The sequence below is a fragment of the Aquidulcibacter sp. genome, assembly GCF_020253525.1.
Taxonomy (GTDB): domain Bacteria; phylum Pseudomonadota; class Alphaproteobacteria; order Caulobacterales; family Aquidulcibacteraceae; genus Aquidulcibacter.
The window spans coordinates 1-19,083 of sequence record NZ_JADCBK010000017.1 but is presented as its reverse complement, the minus strand read 5'-3'; the positions used below and the strand labels follow the sequence as shown (position 1 = coordinate 19,083).

20 protein-coding genes are annotated in these 19,083 nt (G+C 55.9%); 8 read left to right on the top strand and 12 right to left on the bottom strand.

Going from position 1 to position 19,083, the window contains the following annotated elements; translation table 11 throughout:
• Position 1 precedes the first annotated feature (1 nt).
• The 6 genes from IOB61_RS02250 to IOB61_RS02225 all read right to left on the bottom strand — a co-directional run bounded on the left by IOB61_RS02250 (position 2) and on the right by IOB61_RS02225 (position 5,970).
• Positions 2–928 (bottom strand): ParB/RepB/Spo0J family partition protein, encoded by a 927-nt coding sequence (locus tag IOB61_RS02250; RefSeq protein ID WP_290811540.1) that lies wholly within the window; start codon positions 926–928, stop codon positions 2–4.
• On the bottom strand, positions 925–1,734 hold the full coding sequence (locus IOB61_RS02245; protein WP_290811537.1) for a ParA family protein: 810 nt from the start codon (positions 1,732–1,734) through the stop codon (positions 925–927). The genes IOB61_RS02250 and IOB61_RS02245 overlap by 4 nt, the downstream gene beginning before the upstream one ends.
• A complete protein-coding gene (gene rsmG / locus IOB61_RS02240) occupies positions 1,731–2,405 on the bottom strand; it encodes a 16S rRNA (guanine(527)-N(7))-methyltransferase RsmG (RefSeq protein WP_290811534.1) in 675 nt (224 codons plus the stop codon). The genes IOB61_RS02245 and rsmG overlap by 4 nt, the downstream gene beginning before the upstream one ends.
• On the bottom strand, positions 2,392–4,263 hold the full coding sequence (gene mnmG / locus IOB61_RS02235) for a tRNA uridine-5-carboxymethylaminomethyl(34) synthesis enzyme MnmG (RefSeq protein ID WP_290811531.1): 1,872 nt from the start codon (positions 4,261–4,263) through the stop codon (positions 2,392–2,394). The genes rsmG and mnmG overlap by 14 nt, the downstream gene beginning before the upstream one ends.
• Before the next feature lie 103 nt (positions 4,264–4,366).
• Positions 4,367–5,680, bottom strand: coding sequence for a tRNA uridine-5-carboxymethylaminomethyl(34) synthesis GTPase MnmE (mnmE, locus tag IOB61_RS02230; protein ID WP_290811527.1), 1,314 nt, complete (start codon positions 5,678–5,680; stop codon positions 4,367–4,369).
• Positions 5,677–5,970, bottom strand: a complete 294-nt coding sequence (locus tag IOB61_RS02225) for a DUF6489 family protein (RefSeq protein ID WP_290811524.1) — start codon at positions 5,968–5,970, stop codon at positions 5,677–5,679. Before IOB61_RS02225 ends, mnmE begins: the two co-directional genes overlap by 4 nt.
• 199 nt (positions 5,971–6,169) lie before the next feature.
• On the opposite strand from IOB61_RS02225, the gene IOB61_RS02220 reads away from it, so the two are divergent.
• On the top strand, positions 6,170–6,856 hold the full coding sequence (locus tag IOB61_RS02220) for a dienelactone hydrolase family protein (protein ID WP_290811521.1): 687 nt from the start codon (positions 6,170–6,172) through the stop codon (positions 6,854–6,856).
• Positions 6,853–7,833, top strand: coding sequence for a quinone oxidoreductase (locus tag IOB61_RS02215; protein WP_367272791.1), 981 nt, complete (start codon positions 6,853–6,855; stop codon positions 7,831–7,833). Before IOB61_RS02220 ends, IOB61_RS02215 begins: the two co-directional genes overlap by 4 nt.
• A 20-nt stretch (positions 7,834–7,853) precedes the next feature.
• Here the strand turns inward: IOB61_RS02215 and IOB61_RS02210 are convergent, their stop codons facing one another.
• From IOB61_RS02210 to IOB61_RS02200, 3 genes are all read right to left on the bottom strand, one after another.
• The gene (locus IOB61_RS02210) at positions 7,854–8,399 is read right to left on the bottom strand and encodes a hypothetical protein (RefSeq protein WP_290811519.1); all 546 of its coding nucleotides are present in this window, start codon (positions 8,397–8,399) and stop codon (positions 7,854–7,856) included.
• Between the two features lie 109 nt (positions 8,400–8,508).
• The gene (locus tag IOB61_RS02205) at positions 8,509–8,931 is read right to left on the bottom strand and encodes a helix-turn-helix transcriptional regulator (protein WP_290811516.1); all 423 of its coding nucleotides are present in this window, start codon (positions 8,929–8,931) and stop codon (positions 8,509–8,511) included.
• Positions 8,932–8,955: 24 nt separating this feature from the next.
• Positions 8,956–10,005: a LysR family transcriptional regulator gene (locus tag IOB61_RS02200; protein ID WP_290811513.1), complete on the bottom strand. Its 1,050-nt coding sequence runs from the start codon at positions 10,003–10,005 to the stop codon at positions 8,956–8,958.
• A gap of 187 nt (positions 10,006–10,192) precedes the next feature.
• On the opposite strand from IOB61_RS02200, the gene IOB61_RS02195 reads away from it, so the two are divergent.
• Genes IOB61_RS02195 through IOB61_RS02180 form a run of 4 tightly spaced genes read left to right on the top strand, consistent with a single transcriptional unit; the run spans position 10,193 to position 12,333 of the window.
• Positions 10,193–10,849 carry a hypothetical protein gene (locus IOB61_RS02195; RefSeq protein WP_290811510.1) on the top strand — a complete coding sequence of 219 codons (657 nt, stop codon included), beginning with the start codon at positions 10,193–10,195 and terminating at the stop codon, positions 10,847–10,849.
• A complete protein-coding gene (locus tag IOB61_RS02190) occupies positions 10,846–11,469 on the top strand; it encodes a GNAT family N-acetyltransferase (protein WP_290811508.1) in 624 nt (207 codons plus the stop codon). Before IOB61_RS02195 ends, IOB61_RS02190 begins: the two co-directional genes overlap by 4 nt.
• A 2-nt stretch (positions 11,470–11,471) precedes the next feature.
• Positions 11,472–12,038 (top strand): isochorismatase family protein, encoded by a 567-nt coding sequence (locus IOB61_RS02185; RefSeq protein ID WP_367272790.1) that lies wholly within the window; start codon positions 11,472–11,474, stop codon positions 12,036–12,038.
• 1 nt (position 12,039) lies between these two features.
• Positions 12,040–12,333 carry a hypothetical protein gene (locus tag IOB61_RS02180; protein ID WP_290811505.1) on the top strand — a complete coding sequence of 98 codons (294 nt, stop codon included), beginning with the start codon at positions 12,040–12,042 and terminating at the stop codon, positions 12,331–12,333.
• 12 nt (positions 12,334–12,345) lie between these two features.
• Here the strand turns inward: IOB61_RS02180 and ggt are convergent, their stop codons facing one another.
• Positions 12,346–14,046, bottom strand: a complete 1,701-nt coding sequence (gene ggt / locus IOB61_RS02175) for a gamma-glutamyltransferase (protein WP_290811503.1) — start codon at positions 14,044–14,046, stop codon at positions 12,346–12,348.
• A 140-nt stretch (positions 14,047–14,186) separates the two neighbouring features.
• Between ggt and phbB the strand changes: the two genes are divergently transcribed.
• On the top strand, positions 14,187–14,909 hold the full coding sequence (gene phbB / locus IOB61_RS02170; RefSeq protein WP_290811500.1) for an acetoacetyl-CoA reductase: 723 nt from the start codon (positions 14,187–14,189) through the stop codon (positions 14,907–14,909).
• Positions 14,910–14,980: 71 nt separating this feature from the next.
• Here the strand turns inward: phbB and metK are convergent, their stop codons facing one another.
• Positions 14,981–16,177, bottom strand: coding sequence for a methionine adenosyltransferase (metK, locus tag IOB61_RS02165; RefSeq protein WP_290811497.1), 1,197 nt, complete (start codon positions 16,175–16,177; stop codon positions 14,981–14,983).
• 112 nt (positions 16,178–16,289) lie between these two features.
• On the opposite strand from metK, the gene argE reads away from it, so the two are divergent.
• Positions 16,290–17,459, top strand: coding sequence for an acetylornithine deacetylase (gene argE, locus IOB61_RS02160; protein WP_290811494.1), 1,170 nt, complete (start codon positions 16,290–16,292; stop codon positions 17,457–17,459).
• Positions 17,460–17,467: 8 nt separating this feature from the next.
• Here argE and IOB61_RS02155 read toward each other — a convergent pair whose 3' ends face one another.
• A complete protein-coding gene (locus IOB61_RS02155) occupies positions 17,468–18,925 on the bottom strand; it encodes an efflux transporter outer membrane subunit (protein WP_290811490.1) in 1,458 nt (485 codons plus the stop codon).
• Positions 18,926–19,083: the final 158 nt, after the last annotated feature.

The window sequence follows — 19,083 nt, the reverse complement described above, 5'->3', positions numbered from 1 at the left end:
CTCATCGCGCGATAGCGGTGAGCTTGCGACACAAATCGTCCAATTGCTCTAGGCTGCGATAATGGATCGTCAAAGCGCCACCCTTGTGGCCTTTATGGGCAAGGCTGACTTCGAGTCCCAAGGCGGTAGATAGATCATGGGCCAATGCTTTTGAATCGGCATCGCCTTGGTCGTCCCGGATCGTGCCCGGATTGCGCGACGATTCTGGTTTGGTGGCCAGTTTTTCCGCGTCGCGAACGCTCAAGCCGCGATCAATGATGGCACGGGCAGCTGCTAACGGGTCTGATGCGCTGATGATGGCGCGCGCATGGCCGGCGCTGAGTTCGCCCGATCGCACAAGATCTTTGACAGACTCGGGTAGAGATAACAGCCGCATCATATTGGCAATGTGCGCCCGGCTCTTGCCGACGGTTTCTGCGATTGCTTGTTGTGTGCGGCCAAAGCGCTCTGCCAATTGCTGAAAGGCCAGGGCTTCTTCGATGGGGTTTAGGTCAGCCCGCTGGACGTTTTCGACGATCGAGACTTCTAGGGTCGCCAAATCATCAAAGGTGCGCACCAAGGCCGGAACCACATGTAGCCCGGCCAATTGCGCAGCGCGCCAGCGGCGTTCGCCCGCGACAATCTCATAGCGCCCAGAACCATCATCTAATTGCCGCAACAGCAAAGGCTGCAAGATGCCATGCTGCCGGATGGAATCGGCCAGTGTCTGCAAGTCAGCCTCATCAAATTGACGGCGCGGCTGCTGTGGATTGCGGATAATCTGGTCCAAGCCAATTTCACGCGTACCGCCATCCGTGCCGCGGTCCTCGGTCGGGCGAGTTGCTTCCGTATCGCCCAAAAGTGCTGAGAGGCCGCGACCCAAGCCACGCGCGGGACGGCTATCAGCTTTGTTGGTGGCTTTGGGGGCTACGTCGGTTTCGTCGCTCATGCTGCTAACCTTGTGCGTTCACGATGCAGGACCTCGCTCGCCAAGCGCATATAGGCTTGGCTGCCGGAGCATTTATGGTCATAGAGAAGGGCCGGCTTTCCAAAAGAGGGCGCTTCAGAGACCCGCACATTGCGCGGGATTACGGTTGTATAGACTTTGTCGCCAAGGTGGGTGCGAACATCCATGGCCACTTGGTCGGACAGATTGTTGCGTTGATCATACATCGTTAGCACGATGCCTTGGATCTCAAGGGCAGGATTAAGTGAACCCTTGACGAGATCGACAGTCCGCATGAGTTGCGTCAGGCCTTCGAGGGCGAAAAATTCGCATTGTAGCGGCACCAGTACGGCATCGGCTGCAGTCATGGCATTAATGGTCACAACATTTAGCGATGGTGGGCAGTCAATGAGGATAAAATTGTAATGTACGCCATCCCCACGACTTATATCGACGCGGTGGCGAGCGAGGGCATCCCGTAAGCGGAAGGCCCGGTTCGGCGCTTGGGATAACTCCATTTCTACCCCGGCAAGATCGACACTGGCCGGTATGACTGCGAGATTTGGAATTCGGGTCGCAATGGCGGCTTCGGCAAAAGAGGCCTCGCCCATAATGACATCATAAGACGTTAATTTGCGAGCAGCGGCGGACACGCCCAAGCCTGTAGATGCATTGCCTTGTGCATCAATATCTAGGATCAGCACGCTCTCGCCCACGGCGGCAAGCGCGGTGGCAAGATTGATCGCGGTCGTTGTTTTGCCAACCCCACCTTTTTGGTTGGCCACGGCAATGACGCGTGTCTTTTTCATGATGGCGCGGACCCTGTTCTGGCTTGGCATTCGGTGATTTCAACAATGCAACCTCGTGCATCGCTTGCCGATGGGTGGATTGTCGACTTAAACAGCCAATTTGTCGAGGCCTGTTGAAGCTCTGCCGACACTTCTTCCCCTTTTGGAAACAGTGCTTGCGTCTGGGGCCCTTGCCACTTTTCTCCATAAGCAAGGAGACGGTCTAAGGCGGTGAAGGCACGGGCTGTGATGACATCAACCGGCCTGGGTGCGACATGTTCGAGCTTGTCATTGATGATTTCGGCATGGACTTGCATGGCCCGCGCCGCTTCTCTCAAAAAGCCACAGCGCTTGGTGCTCGCTTCTATCAATGTAACTTGTGCACCATCTTTGTGATGGACAAGGGCGGCCAAGACCAGTCCCGGGAAGCCGGCTCCTGACCCAAAGTCGACCCAGGTTCGCGCCTCTGGGCGTGCGAGCGGCAGAATTTGGGCGGAGTCGAGAATGTGGCGGTCCCAAAATGATGCCAGCGTCGAGGCACCGACTAAATTGATTCGGGGTGCCCATTTGGTCAGTATGGCTTGATAGGCCTCAAACCGTTCGATGGTTTCACGTGAAACACCATAGTCTGACATCAGTAGTGCTTGGACGGCCTCCGGGGTGTAGGCCCGGTCGGTATCACGCGGTGGCACGGGCACTAACCCCCCGACGTACATAGGCCAAAAGGGCGGTCAGTGCCCCGGCTGTCATGCCCTCAATCCGCGAGGCTTGTCCCAAAGTTGTCGGGCGAACGGCCAAAAGCTTTTCGCGAGCCTCATTCGACAGGCCGCCAATTGCGCGATAGTCGAGATCCTGCGGCAGCTCCAAATCTTCATCGCGTCGGAAGGCAACAATATCTGCCTGTTGGCGATCTAAATAACCTGAATAAACCGCTTCGGTTTCAAGCTGCGTCAATGCCCGCGCAGTCATGCTGGACAACTCAGGGAATAGTGCCATCAAACGAGGCAGTCCAATTTGCGGATGGGCGATCAATTCCAATACGCTACGCTTGCGGCCATCTTGATTGACGGGCAGGCCAAGCTTGGCGGCCTCTGTCGGTGTGATGGTTGTTTCGGTAGCATAGGCCCGAGCCGATGAGATTTCCTGAAGTTTCTTGGTGAATTCCCGACCTCGGTGCGCCCCAACAATCCCTAGAGACATGCCGATGGGGGTTAGGCGCTGATCTGCATTATCGGCGCGCAAGGTTAAGCGATACTCAGCGCGCGACGTAAACATACGATAGGGCTCTGAAACGCCGCGCGTGATCAAATCATCAATCAGCACCCCAATATAGGCCTCATCGCGACGGAAGCTGATCGGGGATAGTCCGCCTACACGCCGCGCAGCATTCAGGCCAGCCAACAGGCCTTGAGCGGCCGCTTCTTCATAGCCGGTCGTGCCATTGATTTGGCCAGCCAGATAAAGACCGGGCACCGACTGAACCGACAAGTCTGAACCCAACGCCCGGGGGTCAACGTAGTCATATTCGATGGCATAGGCATAACGCAGGATTTCAACGTTCTCGAGGCCAGGGATCGTCCGCATAAAGGCAGCTTGGACTTCCTCGGGGAAGGAGGTCGAAATGCCATTCGGGTAAATCGTCGGATCGTCTAGGCCTTCCGGTTCCAAAAAGATTTGGTGCCGATCCTTGTCGGAGAAGCGGACAATTTTGTCTTCGATGGATGGACAATAGCGCGGACCGCGACCTTCAATCGCACCACCATAGACGGCTGAAAGATGAAGATTGTCGCGAATGATTTGATGGGTTGCTTCATTCGTCCAAGTTATCCAGCACGGAACTTGTGGTGTTGTGATGCTGTCATTCAGGAAGGAAAAGGGAATCGGCGGTTCATCGCCGGGTTGCTTTTCGCAGACCGTATAATCGATGGTGCGCCCATCCAAGCGCGCCGGTGTGCCTGTCTTCAATCTGCCCATCGGGAGGCCAAGTCTGTAAAGTGTCTGGGCTAGGCCAATGGCTGGCGCTTCATCAATCCGCCCAGCTGGCCACGTCTTCTGTCCCAGATGGATCATGCCATTGAGAAAGGTGCCCGTCGTTAAGACAACGGCACCCGCTTCAATTCGGTCGCCATTGCCCAAGACAATGCCGCGGCAACTTCCCTCGACGAGAATCAAATCCTCCACTGCGGCACTGAGGATGGTCAGATTGTCTTGTGCGTTCAGAAGCGATTGGATGGCTTCGCGATATAATTTGCGATCTGCCTGCGCCCTTGGCCCCCGCACCGCAGGGCCTTTCGAGCGGTTCAGCATGCGGAACTGAATGCCCGCGGCATCCGCAGCCTTGCCCATAATCCCGTCGAGCGCGTCGATCTCGCGGACTAAATGACCTTTGCCAAGCCCACCAATGGCCGGATTGCACGACATTTCGCCGATGGTTGCGGCATTATGGGTGACCAAGAGCGTCCGCGCGCCAACGCGCGCGCTTGCAGCCGCCGCTTCGCAGCCGGCATGACCGCCGCCAATAATGATGATGTCATATGCGCTATGTGCCAAAGTCTTGCCTCTGATTGGGGCGGCCTACATAGCGAAACTCTCGACGAAGGTCGACTCATCCGTTCAGAGCTGTTTCACGTGAAACGCGGATATAAGCTTGGACTCATTTTCCGATACAGAATTGGGCAAATAGTCGATCCAGCACATCCTCCATATCAACCCGCCCTGTGACGCGTCCTAAGGCGCGGGCCGCAAGCCGCAAATCCTCAGCCACCAGCTCTGGCGCATGAACCGATGCCGTCAAGGCGCGATCCAATGCATCGATTCCCTCGCGCACCGCTTCTTGATGACGAAGGCGCGTTAGTGGCGCAGACTCTGTTTTGCCAAGATCGGCTTGCGCCCGCTCGATGATCATAGCTTCCAGCGCATCAAGGCCTTGTCGGGTCACGCTAGACACCGCAAGCTCGTCGGCACTAGGTGCGGCCCAGTCTAATCGATCGGCCTGGCCCAGAAGCCACAGGTCTCCGGCCTTCATCAGGTCCGCAAACTCTGCCTTATCCTCGTGATCTGTGATCAGGCCCAATCGCAAGTCTGCTTCCTCGGCCCTTTGACGTGCCCGACGGACCCCTTCAGCTTCAATGAGATCGGCGGACTCCCTGATCCCAGCCGTATCGGAGATCAAAACGACCATGCCGCCTATCACCAATCGCACTTCTACAATGTCGCGCGTCGTGCCCGGAATGGCTGATACAATCGCCGCCTCCCTCCGTGCTAATTGATTGATTAAACTCGATTTTCCGGCATTTGGCTTGCCCACGATAGCTATCTGGAACCCCGTTCGAACCCGCTCTGCCCGACGAGAATCCGCCAGATAGGTCTCAAGCCGTATTTTCAGGTCCTCAATCCGTTGACGCGCCCGTTCACTTAGGCCCGGTGGCAAGTCTTCGTCTGGAAAATCAATGTCTCCCTCGGCATCGGCCAGACAGTCAATTACCGCTTCTCGCCACCGACCAATTTCATCGGCTAGCGCGCCTTCCATCTGCCGCAACGCTTGCCGACGTTGTGCCGCCGTCTCCGCCTCAACCAAATCAGCCAAGCCTTCGGCAGCGGAAAGGTCCATTTTGCCATGGATGAAGGCCCGCCGACTAAACTCGCCTGCTTCAGCGAGGCGGACTCCTGATAGGCCGAGACACGCCTCTATCGTATCGCGCACAACGGCGCGACCGCCATGGACATGCAGCTCTAAAACATCCTCGCCTGTAAAGCTTCTAGGCCCTGGAAAGAAGATAACCAATGCATTATCAATAGGTTCCCCATCAAGGTCACGCAGTTTCGCCAACTTGGCCTGCCGGGGCGGGGGCACATTCCCAATCAAAACCTCTGCCACTTTTGGACAGGCTGGCCCCGACAATCGGATAATGCTGACCCCAGCTGGCCCCGGGCCAGAAGCAAGGGCCACAATGGTAGAAGCAGTCACGAGGTCTTATCGCTCGAGCTCTTGTCTGTGGTGGAAGTGGGCTTTGTGCCGACATCACTGGTGGCAACCTTCAAGGCGGCCCCGACAAGGGCTCCAAAAGCCTCGGTCGCTGCCCCACCAAGCCCTGTCCACGTCCGCAACATGGGTTCCACGTCCACCATATTCCCGGTCTTCTCAAGCTTGTCCTTGGCGATCCCCACAAAGGTCTCTTGAATGGAGGTCAAGTTCGGCATGCCTAAAAGCTCTCGTGCTTCGCTGGGCGTCAAATCCACTTCAATGCTGACTTTCATGCTACCGATCTCCAAATCTGCGGTCCTCAAGACCTGACCACATTATCATCCGTTGCAGCTTTCCTGAAAGATAACAAAACCGATTGTCATCTTGAGGTCTTGCGACTAGGTCATAGCCGTAACACCCCTCACTTGGGACGCGACTTCCATTAGGTCAAGCGAGGCGGCGATCAATTCTGATTTTGCGGAGGATACACATATGGGCGAGCATGTCACGATCAATGGACCAGATGGCGCTCTTTCGGCCTATGTTGCCAAGCCAGCGCAAGCCAATGGCCGCGCTTTAGTCGTGATCCAAGAGATTTTTGGCGTCAATAAAGTGATGCGTGATCTCGCAGATACCTATGCCGCCCAAGGGTATCTGGCCGTGGTTCCCGATCTCTTCTGGCGCATTCAGCCAGGCATTGATATCACGGACCAAACGCCAGAAGAATGGCAGCAGGCCTTTGATTATTTTGGTAAGTTCAATGTCGACACTGGCGTGACCGACATTCAGGCAACCATTGACTATGTCCGCCAAACCCATGCCTCTGTCGGCGCGGTTGGCTATTGTTTAGGTGGCTTATTGGCCTATCTGACGGCAACCCGGACCACAATTAACGCCAGCGTCAGCTATTATGGTGTCGGTATTCAAGATCGATTGGCCGAAGCCAATACTGGGACCAAGCCCTTGCTCATGCATGTCGCATCAGAAGATTCCTTTGTGAATAAGGAGGCGCAAGCCGCTATGAAGGCGGGCCTATCTGGTCACGCCCAAATCCGCATGCATGTCTATGATGGTCTTGATCACGCCTTCGCCCGTGTGGGGGGCCAACATTATGATGCTGCCGGAGCCGCACTGGCGAATGAGCGCACAATGGCTTTCTTTGCTGAGACCCTGTCATGATGCGCCAAATCGGCTTGTCGCGGCTTGGCGGCCCTGAGGTCCTCGAACTACGCGAAGTGCCGATCCCCAGTCCGAAGCCGCATGAAATCTTGATTGAGATGGCCGCATGCGGTCTCAATTTCATCGATACGTACCAGCGCACGGGCCTTTATCCGATTTCGCTGCCTTCAGGCCTCGGCCTTGAGGGGGCGGGAATTGTGACGGCGATTGGTGAGGCTGTCACCCGCTTTTCAATTGGCGATCGGGTGGCTTTCTCCTCTGGCCCACTTGGGGCCTATGCTGATTATGCTGCCGTGCCAGAGGGGCGTGCCGTAAAGGTTCCAGATGGAATTGGCTTAGATGTCGCTGCAGGAATTCTTCTAAAGGGTTTAACGGCAGAATTCTTGATTCAAAGACTGCGACCGCTCAAGGCTGGCGACACGGTCCTTTTCCACGCTGCTGCCGGTGGGGTTGGTCTGATTGCTTGCGCTTGGCTCTCCCATTTAGGGGTGCGGGTCATTGGAACAGTCGGCAGCGAGGAGAAAGCGAAACTCGCACGCCAGCATGGTTGCTCTGAAATCATTCTTTATCGCTCAGAACCGATTGCCGAACGGGTCAAAGAACTGACCAACGGCAGGGGGTGCGAAATCGTCTATGACTCAGTTGGTGCCGACACCTTGGTTGCTTCCCTCGACAGCGCAGCACGCCGTGGCTTGGTCGTCAGTTTCGGCAATGCCTCAGGGCCGCCTGCGCCAGTCTCCCCGTTGGAACTATCTCGCCGTGGTTCGCTTTTTCTTACAAGGCCGACTTTATTCGACTATGTTGCAACCACGCCAGAGCTCGATCAAGCCGCAAAGGACTTGTTTGATCTGGTTGAGAGTGGCGTGATCCGTCCCGTGATAGGAGCCCGCTATCCGCTTGAGCAGGCGGCTGATGCCCACCGCGCCTTGGAGGGGCGTCTCACAACAGGTGCCACGATCCTGCTGCCTCGCACCTAGCATTTAAAGCCGAGGTCGCTTCAGTCTGAGGCGGCCTCAAGCTCATCTCGCAAGACATAGCCAACACGCTTCTCTTTGTAGCGGGTAATCTCGGCCCATTTGCCCGTGGGCGTCTCTGTATAACCCCAAATCTGGATCATGGTCCCCGGTGGGATCACATCGGTCTGGGCCGTTGCCGGATCGGGTTCTTCGCGTAGGGCGATGGGCTTCTGAAGCGCCTTTGCGCGATAGGCGCCCGTCAGAACGGGCCGTCGATCCACATCAATATCCGAAAGCGGGATGAAGCCATTGCTGGAAGGCGGAACCATAACCATGGCCCAGCCATCTAGTTCTTTTGACAACATAACATTGACTTCAGCGCCGCGCTCTAAAGTCTTCAAGACCTCGCCGCCGGGCTTAATCTGGCTTTGGATGACGGTTGTGGCTCGGGCGTAACGAATATCTGGCTTTGGCTTCACAAACCAGTAGATCAAGCCCCCTGTGGCCAGAAGCGCCAGTAAGACCGGAATTGTGCGGCCCAGAAAGGAGGAAGGCTTCTGGCGAACAACACTTAAATCATCAGACATTCAAACACACCTCACTCTAATGAGGTTTACTATGATGTCCCGTTGAAGTTGTGTCTAGCCCCGTCACTGGCGTTGGGACACTAGGGCCCCAAACGCCACCGCACAGAATTTAGTCGGCCAGCAATTTGACCAAATCAATGGCCTTCTGCCGTTGTTTAGGCGACTTAATCGCGGCAAAAGCGATCACCAAGTCGGTCGCATCTGGATTCTGCGCAATCAAGCTCAAAATCGAGGATTGGGGCCCTTCGGCACGCTCGGACTTAGGGGTCAAGCCATATTGTGAGCAGTCAACACCCTCGTAGAAATACTCTGGACCAACACCTAAAACACAGGAAATTTGGAAAAGACGCGAGGCGGAAATACGGTTGACGCCGCGCTCATACTTCTGCAGCTGTTGGAATGAAATGCCCAAGGCTTGGGCCAGTTGGTCTTGCGTCATGTCGACGGCATCTCGTTGCCGACGGACTCGCTGCGCTACGAAATGATCGAGGTCATCGGCCTTACGGGGGTTTACGTTCTCTTTTACGGACACTTCACATACTCCATTACTACGAACTTAGACGCCAGAAGCGGCGATACGGCGCTTAGGTACCTGTGTTTGCGCAGATACCCTCTCGGTAACTTTGCCTGCCCCGAGCGGCAGGTTAGACGCTTGGCCTCCGATGAAGGGGCCAAATTCGCTGGGCGACACAAATTCTCTGCGATACCAAGGCTTAGTTTTCTGGTCGAAGACAGCCTCCAGCCATTTCAATACGACCTTGATGCGCGGGATCCGCTCTATATCGCGATGATACACAAGGCTCATCTCAACCGGTTCGACGGCATCCCCAATCATGACAAGTTCGGGATAAATGGATGCCAAAACAGTCGGCATCCCTGCAATGCCAATCCCGGCCAAAACACCCTCGACCACGGCAGCGCTCGAATTGGTTTCTATCCGCCGCCGTGCCAGATCCTGAAATGCGGGCACTTTGCGGGTCATGTTGGATGTCAGTGTTTGGGCGGTGTGGTGCAGAAAGGGATGACGAAGCGCCTCCTCGACAGATTCCGGCTTCCCATAAAGTTCAAAATAGGACCGCGTTCCAAACAGGCCGTAATGGAAATAAGCGACAGGCTTTGAAATATAACCTGGAGCCGGTTCTGCATTGAAAACTAATGAGATTTCAGCATCAGCCTCCACGGGATTATTCGGCCATAAGCCACAATCCAACCGCAAATCGAGTTTGGGATTTTCCCGCAGCAACTGGGTTAGGGCGGGTGTCAAAAGATAGGCCCCAACCCCATCCGAACAGGACAAAGTAACAGCACCGACCGGGGAGGTTGCTTCTGAGTCCAAGACTTCGCGTTCGAGCTCAGCAATTTGGCTTTCAATGGTTCGAACACGGGCCAAGGCCATTTCGCCGGCTTTCGTCAGCACAACGCCCTGCGCGGTTCGGCGCACCAGACGTGTATTGAGGCGGGCCTCTAATTGGTCCAAAGCGCGAGACACCGTTGAAGGATCAACCCGCAAGCTGCGCGCGGCCGCATTTAGCCCGCCGCAGACCGCGACCGCATAGAAAACATGTAGATCAGACAAGTCTGACCGATGGCGGACGACTTCCTTCAATTAGGGTCCCCTCAAGTAAGCGGCCACTGTATTGCAATTTTTCTGGCTCCCCAAGCTTTTTTTGCTGAGTAAACCTTTGGCTGCAACCAACCAGTAGCCGTGCCACCTTGAGCAGCGCTCTCGCGCTTCTTCGGGCGGCGCATGTGTCAACCAAAAAGCCGACTAAATCACAACCAGTTAGGGATCCATGGCGCATCATTTCACCCGCACAAATTTGGAAGTTCGAAGCCCTATGGAAGCGCGGACGACGCTGGAACGCATTGCTCGCGCTGCAGCTGACTTTAATGTCCACGCTCTTTCGGGGTCGCGGTTGATTGAAGGGCGGTCCTTGGCTGTCGGCTTGGTCGGCGAACCGATCGCTAGCTTGGAGACCATGGCATGGGTCTATGAGCGAACCAAGCTTGGCTTACTGGGCATCACCCATGCTGGCCTCGCTGACGAAACCGATCCCACGGACTCAAGCCCGCTATGTGGTCTCTTGGGCATTGTTCCGCTTAATGAGGCGGGGAACCAAGCCGTCCTGACAGATCATTTTGACGCCGTCAGCCCAGACCCAAACCATGTCTGCACGCTTGAAGAAGAGCCAATCGGCATCTTTGGGTGGGGGATTGCTGTTTCTCGGCACGAGGCAGCCCGACTCTTAGTCAATCTAGGCCTTTTCATCTCGCAGCACATCGTGCCGCGCGCGGACTGGTATGCGCGCGCCGTCACCGATGACGGCGCAAGACTTCTGATGGGCCGCATGAATCTGGGCCTCCTAGAAGGCACCAAAATCGGCACCCTCTACATGCCGTCTTACCAAAAAGCCGAAGTGCTCTTTAACCAAACCAGAGGTGTTGCATGATCCCGACTACAAGCGTCCCAGAACGGCTTGTTCCCAGTAATGGGCCTAAATGGGAAATTCGAGTCGCCCATCGGCTCGATGAAATCATGCAGGTCATCTCGCTTCGTGCGATTGCATACATGCATGAACAATCCTGTCCCTATGATGAGGAAATTGATGGCAACGACTTCGCGGGGGCTACCCATCTTATCGCCAGACTGAGTGGTGAGCCGGTAGGCTGTGTGCGGCTTCGGTGGTTTGCGGATTTCTTTAAGGTCGAACGCGTTGCGGTTCTGCCGCGCTATCGCAAGTCTGGTCTTGGTGCTGCCCTCTTAGACGCGTCCTTCGAATTGGGGGCCAAAAAGGGCTACACGCATGCCTTGGGCCATGTCGAACCATCCATCGTGGGCCTTTGGCAACGCGCTTGTGGCGTAAACCCTCGGCCTGGCCGGGCCAATCTTGCCTTTTCCGACCATGAATATGTTGAGGTTGAGAAATTTGTGCCCAAGCGCGCGGATGCGATCCACGTCGATTCTGACCCGATGATTCTCTTGCGACCAGAGGGGGAGTGGGATCGTCCCGGCATTTTGGACCGATCCAACGAACGATTGTTTCCATTGAGAGCAGCAAGGCAAGCCTAACGATGTATTCCCACAGTTATGCGTATCCGGGGCCAAAAAACCAAATCCCACCCCTCCTTATGTGCAATGACCTCGTTGTGGATGGCCATGTATCGGAAGAGCCAGCCTCTTGGCGAACTTGCATCCACAACAGCATGTTGATCCTTGCTGAGGCACGTAAGCGGGGCTGGAACATCGTCCATGTCTACCGACAAGATCGGCCCCCAAATCCCATTGCCAGCTTGCGGCCACAACCAGAGGAGCCAGTCTTTCAGTGCCGGGGGCCGTCTGCTCTGTCGTCGGCGGCGCTTCGTGATTTCCTTCTGATGAGCCAAACCGAAGAGATCATCCTTATCGGCCGCTCTATGGTTCCCAATTGCTTGGCGACAGCAGTTGCCGCCGCAGATTTGGGTGTGTCGGTTACGTTGGTTGCCGATGCGGTCTCCTATCCAATGGCCGATCTCGACAGTTCGTCGGTCTCCATCACGCATGCTGCCAGGCGTCTCATCCCTCAATTTGCCACCATGACCAGCACGGCGAAGCTTTTACAGCTTCAGTCCAGCCTTAGTCTCTTTGTCTCTGGAACTTGACATGACCATTCTTTCTATCGCGACAAGCCTTAATGATAATCATGAAGGGAAGTCTGGCCTAGGCCAAACCACGCGCCCGACAGGGACATCCCAGCTCCCAAGTGAGCCTGTGTTACGGGTTATGCGCACCGCCCTACAGTGTTTGGGTCCTCTAGCTCCCAGCGATGCTATGGTTTTGTCACGAATGCTCAATCGGCTTTTCGAAATCGAACATGATGATGGGATCAGCGTCGCCATTAGCCATGCCAAAGAGCTTGCCGAAGTTTTGCAATTGCAACAGCGCGCCGCACGTTAGGCCAAGGCTAATTCAGCTTGGCGTTACCCTGCCTGCACCGCGTGCCCGCGGATCAGGCGAAACGATAGGCTGACGGCCTTGCACCTGAATCGCTGCAATATCGCCGTTAAAGTTCTGCGCTTCGATTCGATAGCCACGGCGCTCGAGTTCTTGGCGCAGTTCTGGGCTGGCTGGTGCATAGGGCTCGGTGAAGATGGTGTTTTCCGGCAAAAGCTGGTGGTGATAGCGGGGGGCATCCACCGCAGCCTTTAAGGGCATTTTATAGTCGAGTGTGTTCAAAAGGACTTGGAACACGGTTGTGATGATGCGTGACCCACCGGGGGAGCCCAGTACCATGGCCGGCAGCCCATTCTGCATCAGGATCGTTGGTGTCATGGATGACAGGGGGCGTTTAAAGGGTTGGATGGCATTCGCATCACCACCAACCACCCCATATTGGTTTGCCACGCCGGGTTTGGCAGAAAAGTCATCCATCTCATTATTCAGGAGGAAGCCTGCTCCCTCGACCACCACGCCCGAGCCATACCAGCCATTCAGCGTATAGGTGTTTGAGACCGCGTTTCCATCGGCGTCGACAACGGAATAATGCGTTGTCTGTGGTTTCTCCAGACCGGGCTGGACTTGTTCAGTCGGGGATGGAAATTCAGGCTGGACACCTTTTGCGCGTGCCTTGATATAATCCTCCGCCAACAAGCGCGCGACAGGTACTTGAACAAAATCAGGGTCGCCAAGATAGACGGCGCGATCGGCAAAAACGCGCTTCTCGAGCTCCGCCAAGAGGTGAATATAGTCTGCGGAATTGTGCGCCACATTGGCAAACAAATCCGCGCGCGCTTCCTTCATCCCTAAGAGTTGCAGCAAAGCGATCCCGCCCGAACTTGGCGGAGGCGCGCTGATGACGTCATAGCCGCGCCACTTGGAGGTTAGGGCTGTGCGCCAAACAGGGCGATAGGCCTCCAAATCAGCCAAGCTGATAAGGCCCTTCTCCTTGCCCCGGTACATTTGTGCCACGATCTGGGTCGCGACGCGGCCTTGATAGAAGGCGGCTGGGCCGCGTTGCGCAATTGCTTCCAGCGTGTCGGCAAGTTCTGGTTGGGTAAAGGTTTTGCCCTCTGTCATAGAGCCGAAATAGGCACCAAGATTGGTATCGCGTCCCAACTCGGCGAAGGCTTCCCGGTAGATGCGGATCATTTGCGCCGGTGGCACAAAACCATCGCGCGCCAAGCGGATTGCCGGAGCAAGGACGCGCGCCCAAGATAGTTTTCCAAATCGGCGATGGGCCGCAAAAAGACCAGCCACTGTGCCAGGCGTTCCTGCAGCCAGATTGCCAATGACGGTACTTCCGGGCCGAACTTCGCCCTGGGCGTTCAGATACATGGTGGGTGAGGCCTTGCCCGGCGCGGTTTCGCGATAATCTAAGAAATAGGGCTTGCCCTGCATAACCAAAGTCATGAAGCCGCCCCCGCCAATATTGCCCGCCTCTGGATAACTGACCGCAAGGGCGAAGCCGATGGCGACGGCTGCATCCACAGCATTACCGCCGGCTGCGAGAATTTGCGCGCCAATCTCGGCCGATGGCGTGTCGGCTGTTGCCACAGCCCCAGCCTTGAGGGCGCGACGGCCTTTGGCCGTGCCGGCCTCTGGCAAGATAAGCGCACCCGTCGCGCCTAGACCTAAGCCCCACAAAGTTTGACGACGCGAAATCTTCGACATGGCTTTTACTTTCTTAGAAACATCCGAAAGGTGGTGACCCATCACATTAGACTGCAGTGCGACATAAAAACAACTTCCAAGCCGCTTGAGTTTGGTTAGGGTGCCGCCAAAAGAAACACATCACGGTGGGTGAGGGAAACATGACTAAAGTTGCAGTTGTTACAGGTGGGTCGCGGGGAATCGGCGCGGCAATTTCTATCGCCCTGCGCGATGCTGGATATAAAGTGGCGGCCAATTATGGTGGGAATGACGAGGCTGCTGCCGCATTTTCTGCTGAAACAGGCATTGCAACCTATAAATTCGATGTTGGCGATTATGATGCTTGTGCGGCTGCCATGGCTAAGATCGAGGCCGATCTTGGTCCAATCGATGTTCTTGTGAATAATGCGGGCATCACGAAGGACGGCTTCTTCCATAAAATGTCGCCAGAGCAGTGGCGCGGGGTCATTAATGTGGACCTTGACAGCCTGTTCAATTGCACGCGTCCGGTCATCAATGGCATGCGGGAGCGGGGCTATGGCCGGATTATCAATATCTCGTCCATCAATGGTCAAAAAGGCCAAGTCGGCCAAGTGAATTATTCAGCGGCAAAGGCCGGTGTGATTGGCTTCACAAAGGCTCTGGCCCAAGAAGGTGCTGCAAAGGGCATTACCGTCAATTGCGTTGCGCCCGGCTATATTGCGACGGAAATGGTCTCGGCCATGAACCCAGAAGCTTTGGCGAAGGTAAAGGCGGGCATTCCGTGCGGTCGCCTCGGCGAAAGCGAAGAAATTGCGCGCGCTGTTGTGTTCTTGGTGGAAGATCCGGGTTTTATCAATGGCTCAACCCTCACCATTAATGGCGCACAATATATCGCTGGCTAAACCGGTCCAATGGCTACAAAAAAGGGCTGTCAGGGTAAGCCTGACAGCCCTTTTTCGTTTTGAAGCTAAGATTAGCTCAGCAAATCTTTCAAGCTGTCGACCAAATCGGTCTTTTCCCACGAGAAGCCGCCATCGGCGTCCGGTGCCCGGCCAAAGTGGCCATAGGCCGCGGTGCGGGCATAGATGGGCTTGTTCAGGTCCAAGTGACCGCGAATGCCGCGTGGTGTCAGTTTCATCAATTGCGGCAAACGTGCTTCCAATTTGTCGAGATCGCAACGTTCGGTCCCATCGCAATTGGCGTAGATAGACAGCGGCTCTGCCACGCCGATGGCGTAGGAAAGCTGCAGCGTGCAGCGATCTGCTAGACCGGCTGCAACCACATTCTTTGCCAAATAGCGGGCGGCATAGGCAGCCGAACGATCCACTTTCGTGGGGTCCTTGCCAGAGAAGGCACCACCGCCATGGGGGGCTGCGCCGCCATAGGTGTCGACGATGATCTTACGACCGGTCAGGCCGCAATCGCCATCAGGCCCACCAACGACGAATTTGCCAGTCGGATTGATGTGCCACACGCAATCGCGGTCGATTGGCAGAATGTCGCCCAAAGCGTTGCGAATATAGGGCTCCACGATTGCGCGAATGTCGTCGCTGGTCAGGCTCTCATCCAAATGCTGGGTCGACAATACAATCGAAGTTGCTGCAACGGGCTTGCCATTTTCATATCGCGCCGTGACTTGGCTCTTCGCGTCGGGGCCCAACATAGCCAGCACACCACTTTTGCGCGCATCGGCCAGATCCTTCAGGATCTTGTGGCTGAATTGAATTGGGGCCGGCATCAATTCTGGGGTTTCATTGGTGGCATAGCCAAACATGATGCCCTGATCGCCCGCGCCTTCTTCCTTATTGCCGCTGGCATCAACGCCCATCGCAATATGTTCAGACTGGCCATGCAACAACACTTCAATATCGGCATATTGCCAATGGAAGCCATCTTGGGCGTAGCCAATATCCTTGATCGCCATGCGGGCCGTATGGGCGATCAGGTCTTCGGTAACGCTGTCGGTGCCGCGGAATTCACCTGCGATGACAACCCGATTGGTGGTCGCCAAGGTTTCAGCGGCGCAGCGCAGGGCCCAAGGATCTAATCCTTCCGCAAGTGTATGACGGAAATACAGGTCAACGACTTCATCAGAAATCCGGTCGCAGACCTTGTCTGGATGTCCTTCAGAAACGCTTTCAGATGTGAAAAGATATGACGCTCGGGCCAATGGTCTACTCCGGATTGAAATTTCAGGATATAAATACATGTTTATATCTTGAAATCAACTTAACCACCGAAAGAATTGGCCTAAACGCTGCGGCCGTGGCAGAGTGACTCACATGACCCGATCCCAGAACCTAACAGATACTATCGAGATTTTGACGACGCTGGTCGGATTTGACACCACGTCGCGCAACTCAAATCTAGAGCTAATTGAATGGGTTGAGGCCTATGTCGCGCCTTTGAAGCCGCAGTTGCGGCGTGTTCCAAATGCGGACGGCACCAAAACCAATTTGATCATAAGCTTCGGACCGCTCACAGCACCTGGTGGGGTGGTTTTATCAGGCCACACCGATGTTGTTCCCGTAGACGGGCAAGATTGGACGACCGATCCGTGGACTTTAACCGAACTTGACGGCCGACTTTACGGTCGCGGCACTTGTGACATGAAGGGCTTTGCAGCCTGCGCCTTGGCTTTGGCCCCTGCGATGGCGCGGGCTAATCTGATGGCCCCGATCCACATCGCGCTTTCCTATGACGAGGAAATTGGGTGTCTGGGCGCGCCTTCCTTGGTTGAGGTTCTCAATCAGCATTATGCCAAGCCTGCGGCGGTTATCATTGGTGAGCCGAGCGATATGGGTGTCGTTTCCGGGCAAAAGGGTTTGTCGACGTTTCAAATTGAAATTACGGGACGGGCGGCCCATTCCAGCCAAGTGCAGCAAGGGGTCTCTGCCATTATGGAGGCGGTTCCCCTATTGGCCAATCTTCGAGCCCTAGCAGAGGAATTGCGGGCCAAAGCCCCTGCAAACAGCCCGTTTGAGCCATCGGGCACTACGCTCACCATCGGCTTGATTGATGGTGGCACAGCCTCCAACATTCTTGCCCAATCGTGTAACATTACGTGGGATATGCGCTTTGAGCTTGATGACGATCCCAATGTCCATGAAGCCAAAGTGGCGGCTTGGGTGGCAGAACTAGATGCCTCTATTAAGGCGCGGGCCCCTGAGGGTGGTGCCCGCATGATGCGGCGCTCGCTATCCCCGGCCATGGCCCCAGAGACCAATGGGGCTGCCGAAGCTTTGGCGCGGGCCTTAACGGGCGACAATACGACACGGGCAGTTGCCTATGCGACCGAGGGTGGCATTTTCCAAGGTGGCGGCCTGTCCACAGTCATTTGTGGGCCGGGCTCTATCCTGCAGGCCCACCAGCCCGATGAATTCATCGAAATCTCTCAGCTGGCAGCCGGATGCGACTTCATGGAGCGACTGGTAAAGCGCCTATCTGCCTAACTGCAAGACTAGATGCCGGGTGAACCTGCAAATGTCCGGTAGAGGCCAATCGCTGCATCGCTCAATTGCGCCTGATTGGCCAAACGGGCTTGGCGTGCACTGGCGAGTGCGCTTTCAGCCTCCAAGCGGTCCTTGAAAGACACAAGACCGGCATTAAAGCCTGCCAAGGTGGCGTCAAAGCGAACTTGGGCGGCCTGTTCGCCCTCAATCCCGGCCTTCGCGCGCGCTTGAGCTTGCCCATAAGCCGATAGGGCATTCTGTCCTTCCGCAATCGCATTCAGCGTCGTCGACCGATAGGCCAAAAGTGCCTGTTGGAACCGGGCGTCGGCCGTTTTGAGGCTGGCACGTCTTTGGCCGAAGTCAAATAGGGGGATGGAGATTGCGGGGCTTGAATTGCCGCGCTGAACCGTTTGCGCCAGCGGGTTTCCGGCCAAGGATGACAAGCTGGTGATCGTGCCGACGATCGACAAGCTGGGGTAAAGATCGGCGCGGGCAATCCCAACGGCCGCAGCTTGCAGAATGGCGTCCTGCTCAGCGCGGGCAACGTCTAAGCGACGGCGGACGAAATTGGCCGGCACGGCATCAACCAGTGGCGCCTCGGCGCGGAAAGTAAAGTCTTTGACCGGGGCCAAAGTCTCATCAAGCGAACCAGGAACCACGCCGCGCAGGATCGCAATCCTGTCCAAAGCAGCCCGAACCCGCAATTCCGCATCAGGGACACGTTGGCGAATTTGGGCGGCTTGGCCTTGCGATAGGCCTTTGTCTGCCAAGGAAATCAGGCCAACTGCCTCGCGGGCTTGTGCGATTGCTGCCAGTGAGTCGGCGCGCGCCAAATCCTCTTGCAGATAGGCTAAGCTTTGCTGGGCATTGCGCAGATCAATATAGGCCGCCGCCAAATCCGCGATAATGGCGATCTTCGCAGCTTCTAGCGAGGCTTGGGCACCTGCTTCATTTGCCTTTGCCCCAGAAAGGGCAGAGCCAAAGCGGCCAAATAAGGGAACCTCCCATGTTGCGCGCAGAACCGCTTGTCCGGTGGTTTGTTGTTCAACGGCCGTGCCAGTGGCAGAGGTCAGCTTGGTATCGCCCATGGCATAATCTGTGTCGGCCGTACCGATTGCCGTCAGGCGCGGCGCAAAACCCGCAATGGTGGCGCGGCCATTATTGCGCGCCTCAATCAAGCGCTGGTTGGCTAGCTGCACCGAAATGCCTTCGTTCAAGGCTTCACGCACGAGCTTATCCAAAACAGGGTCAGCAAACTGTGACCACCAAGCGGCACTCTCTCCCGCTGGAGCGGGGGGCATATCGCGGAAAGCGTCTGGCAGCGTGCTGACAGGATTTTTGACCTTTGGTGCGCCCATGCCCGGAAAGCCAACCGAGCCGCCCGTAGCACAACCGCCCAACAAAGTCAGAATGGCCAGACTTCCGCTTAGGCCAAGCCTGCGGAGATTCTTCTTGTTGGCTGACATCTGAAATCCAAGTGCCGACGTAGACATGCTGTCTCCACAAAATGATGTTTTTTCGTTCCACCGCTTGACCTCGGGAGCAAGGCCGCATAATGCGAACGAACGTTCGCTATCGGAATAGGACTTATGTCGCGCACCGTCAACCCGTTGAAAGCTGAGAT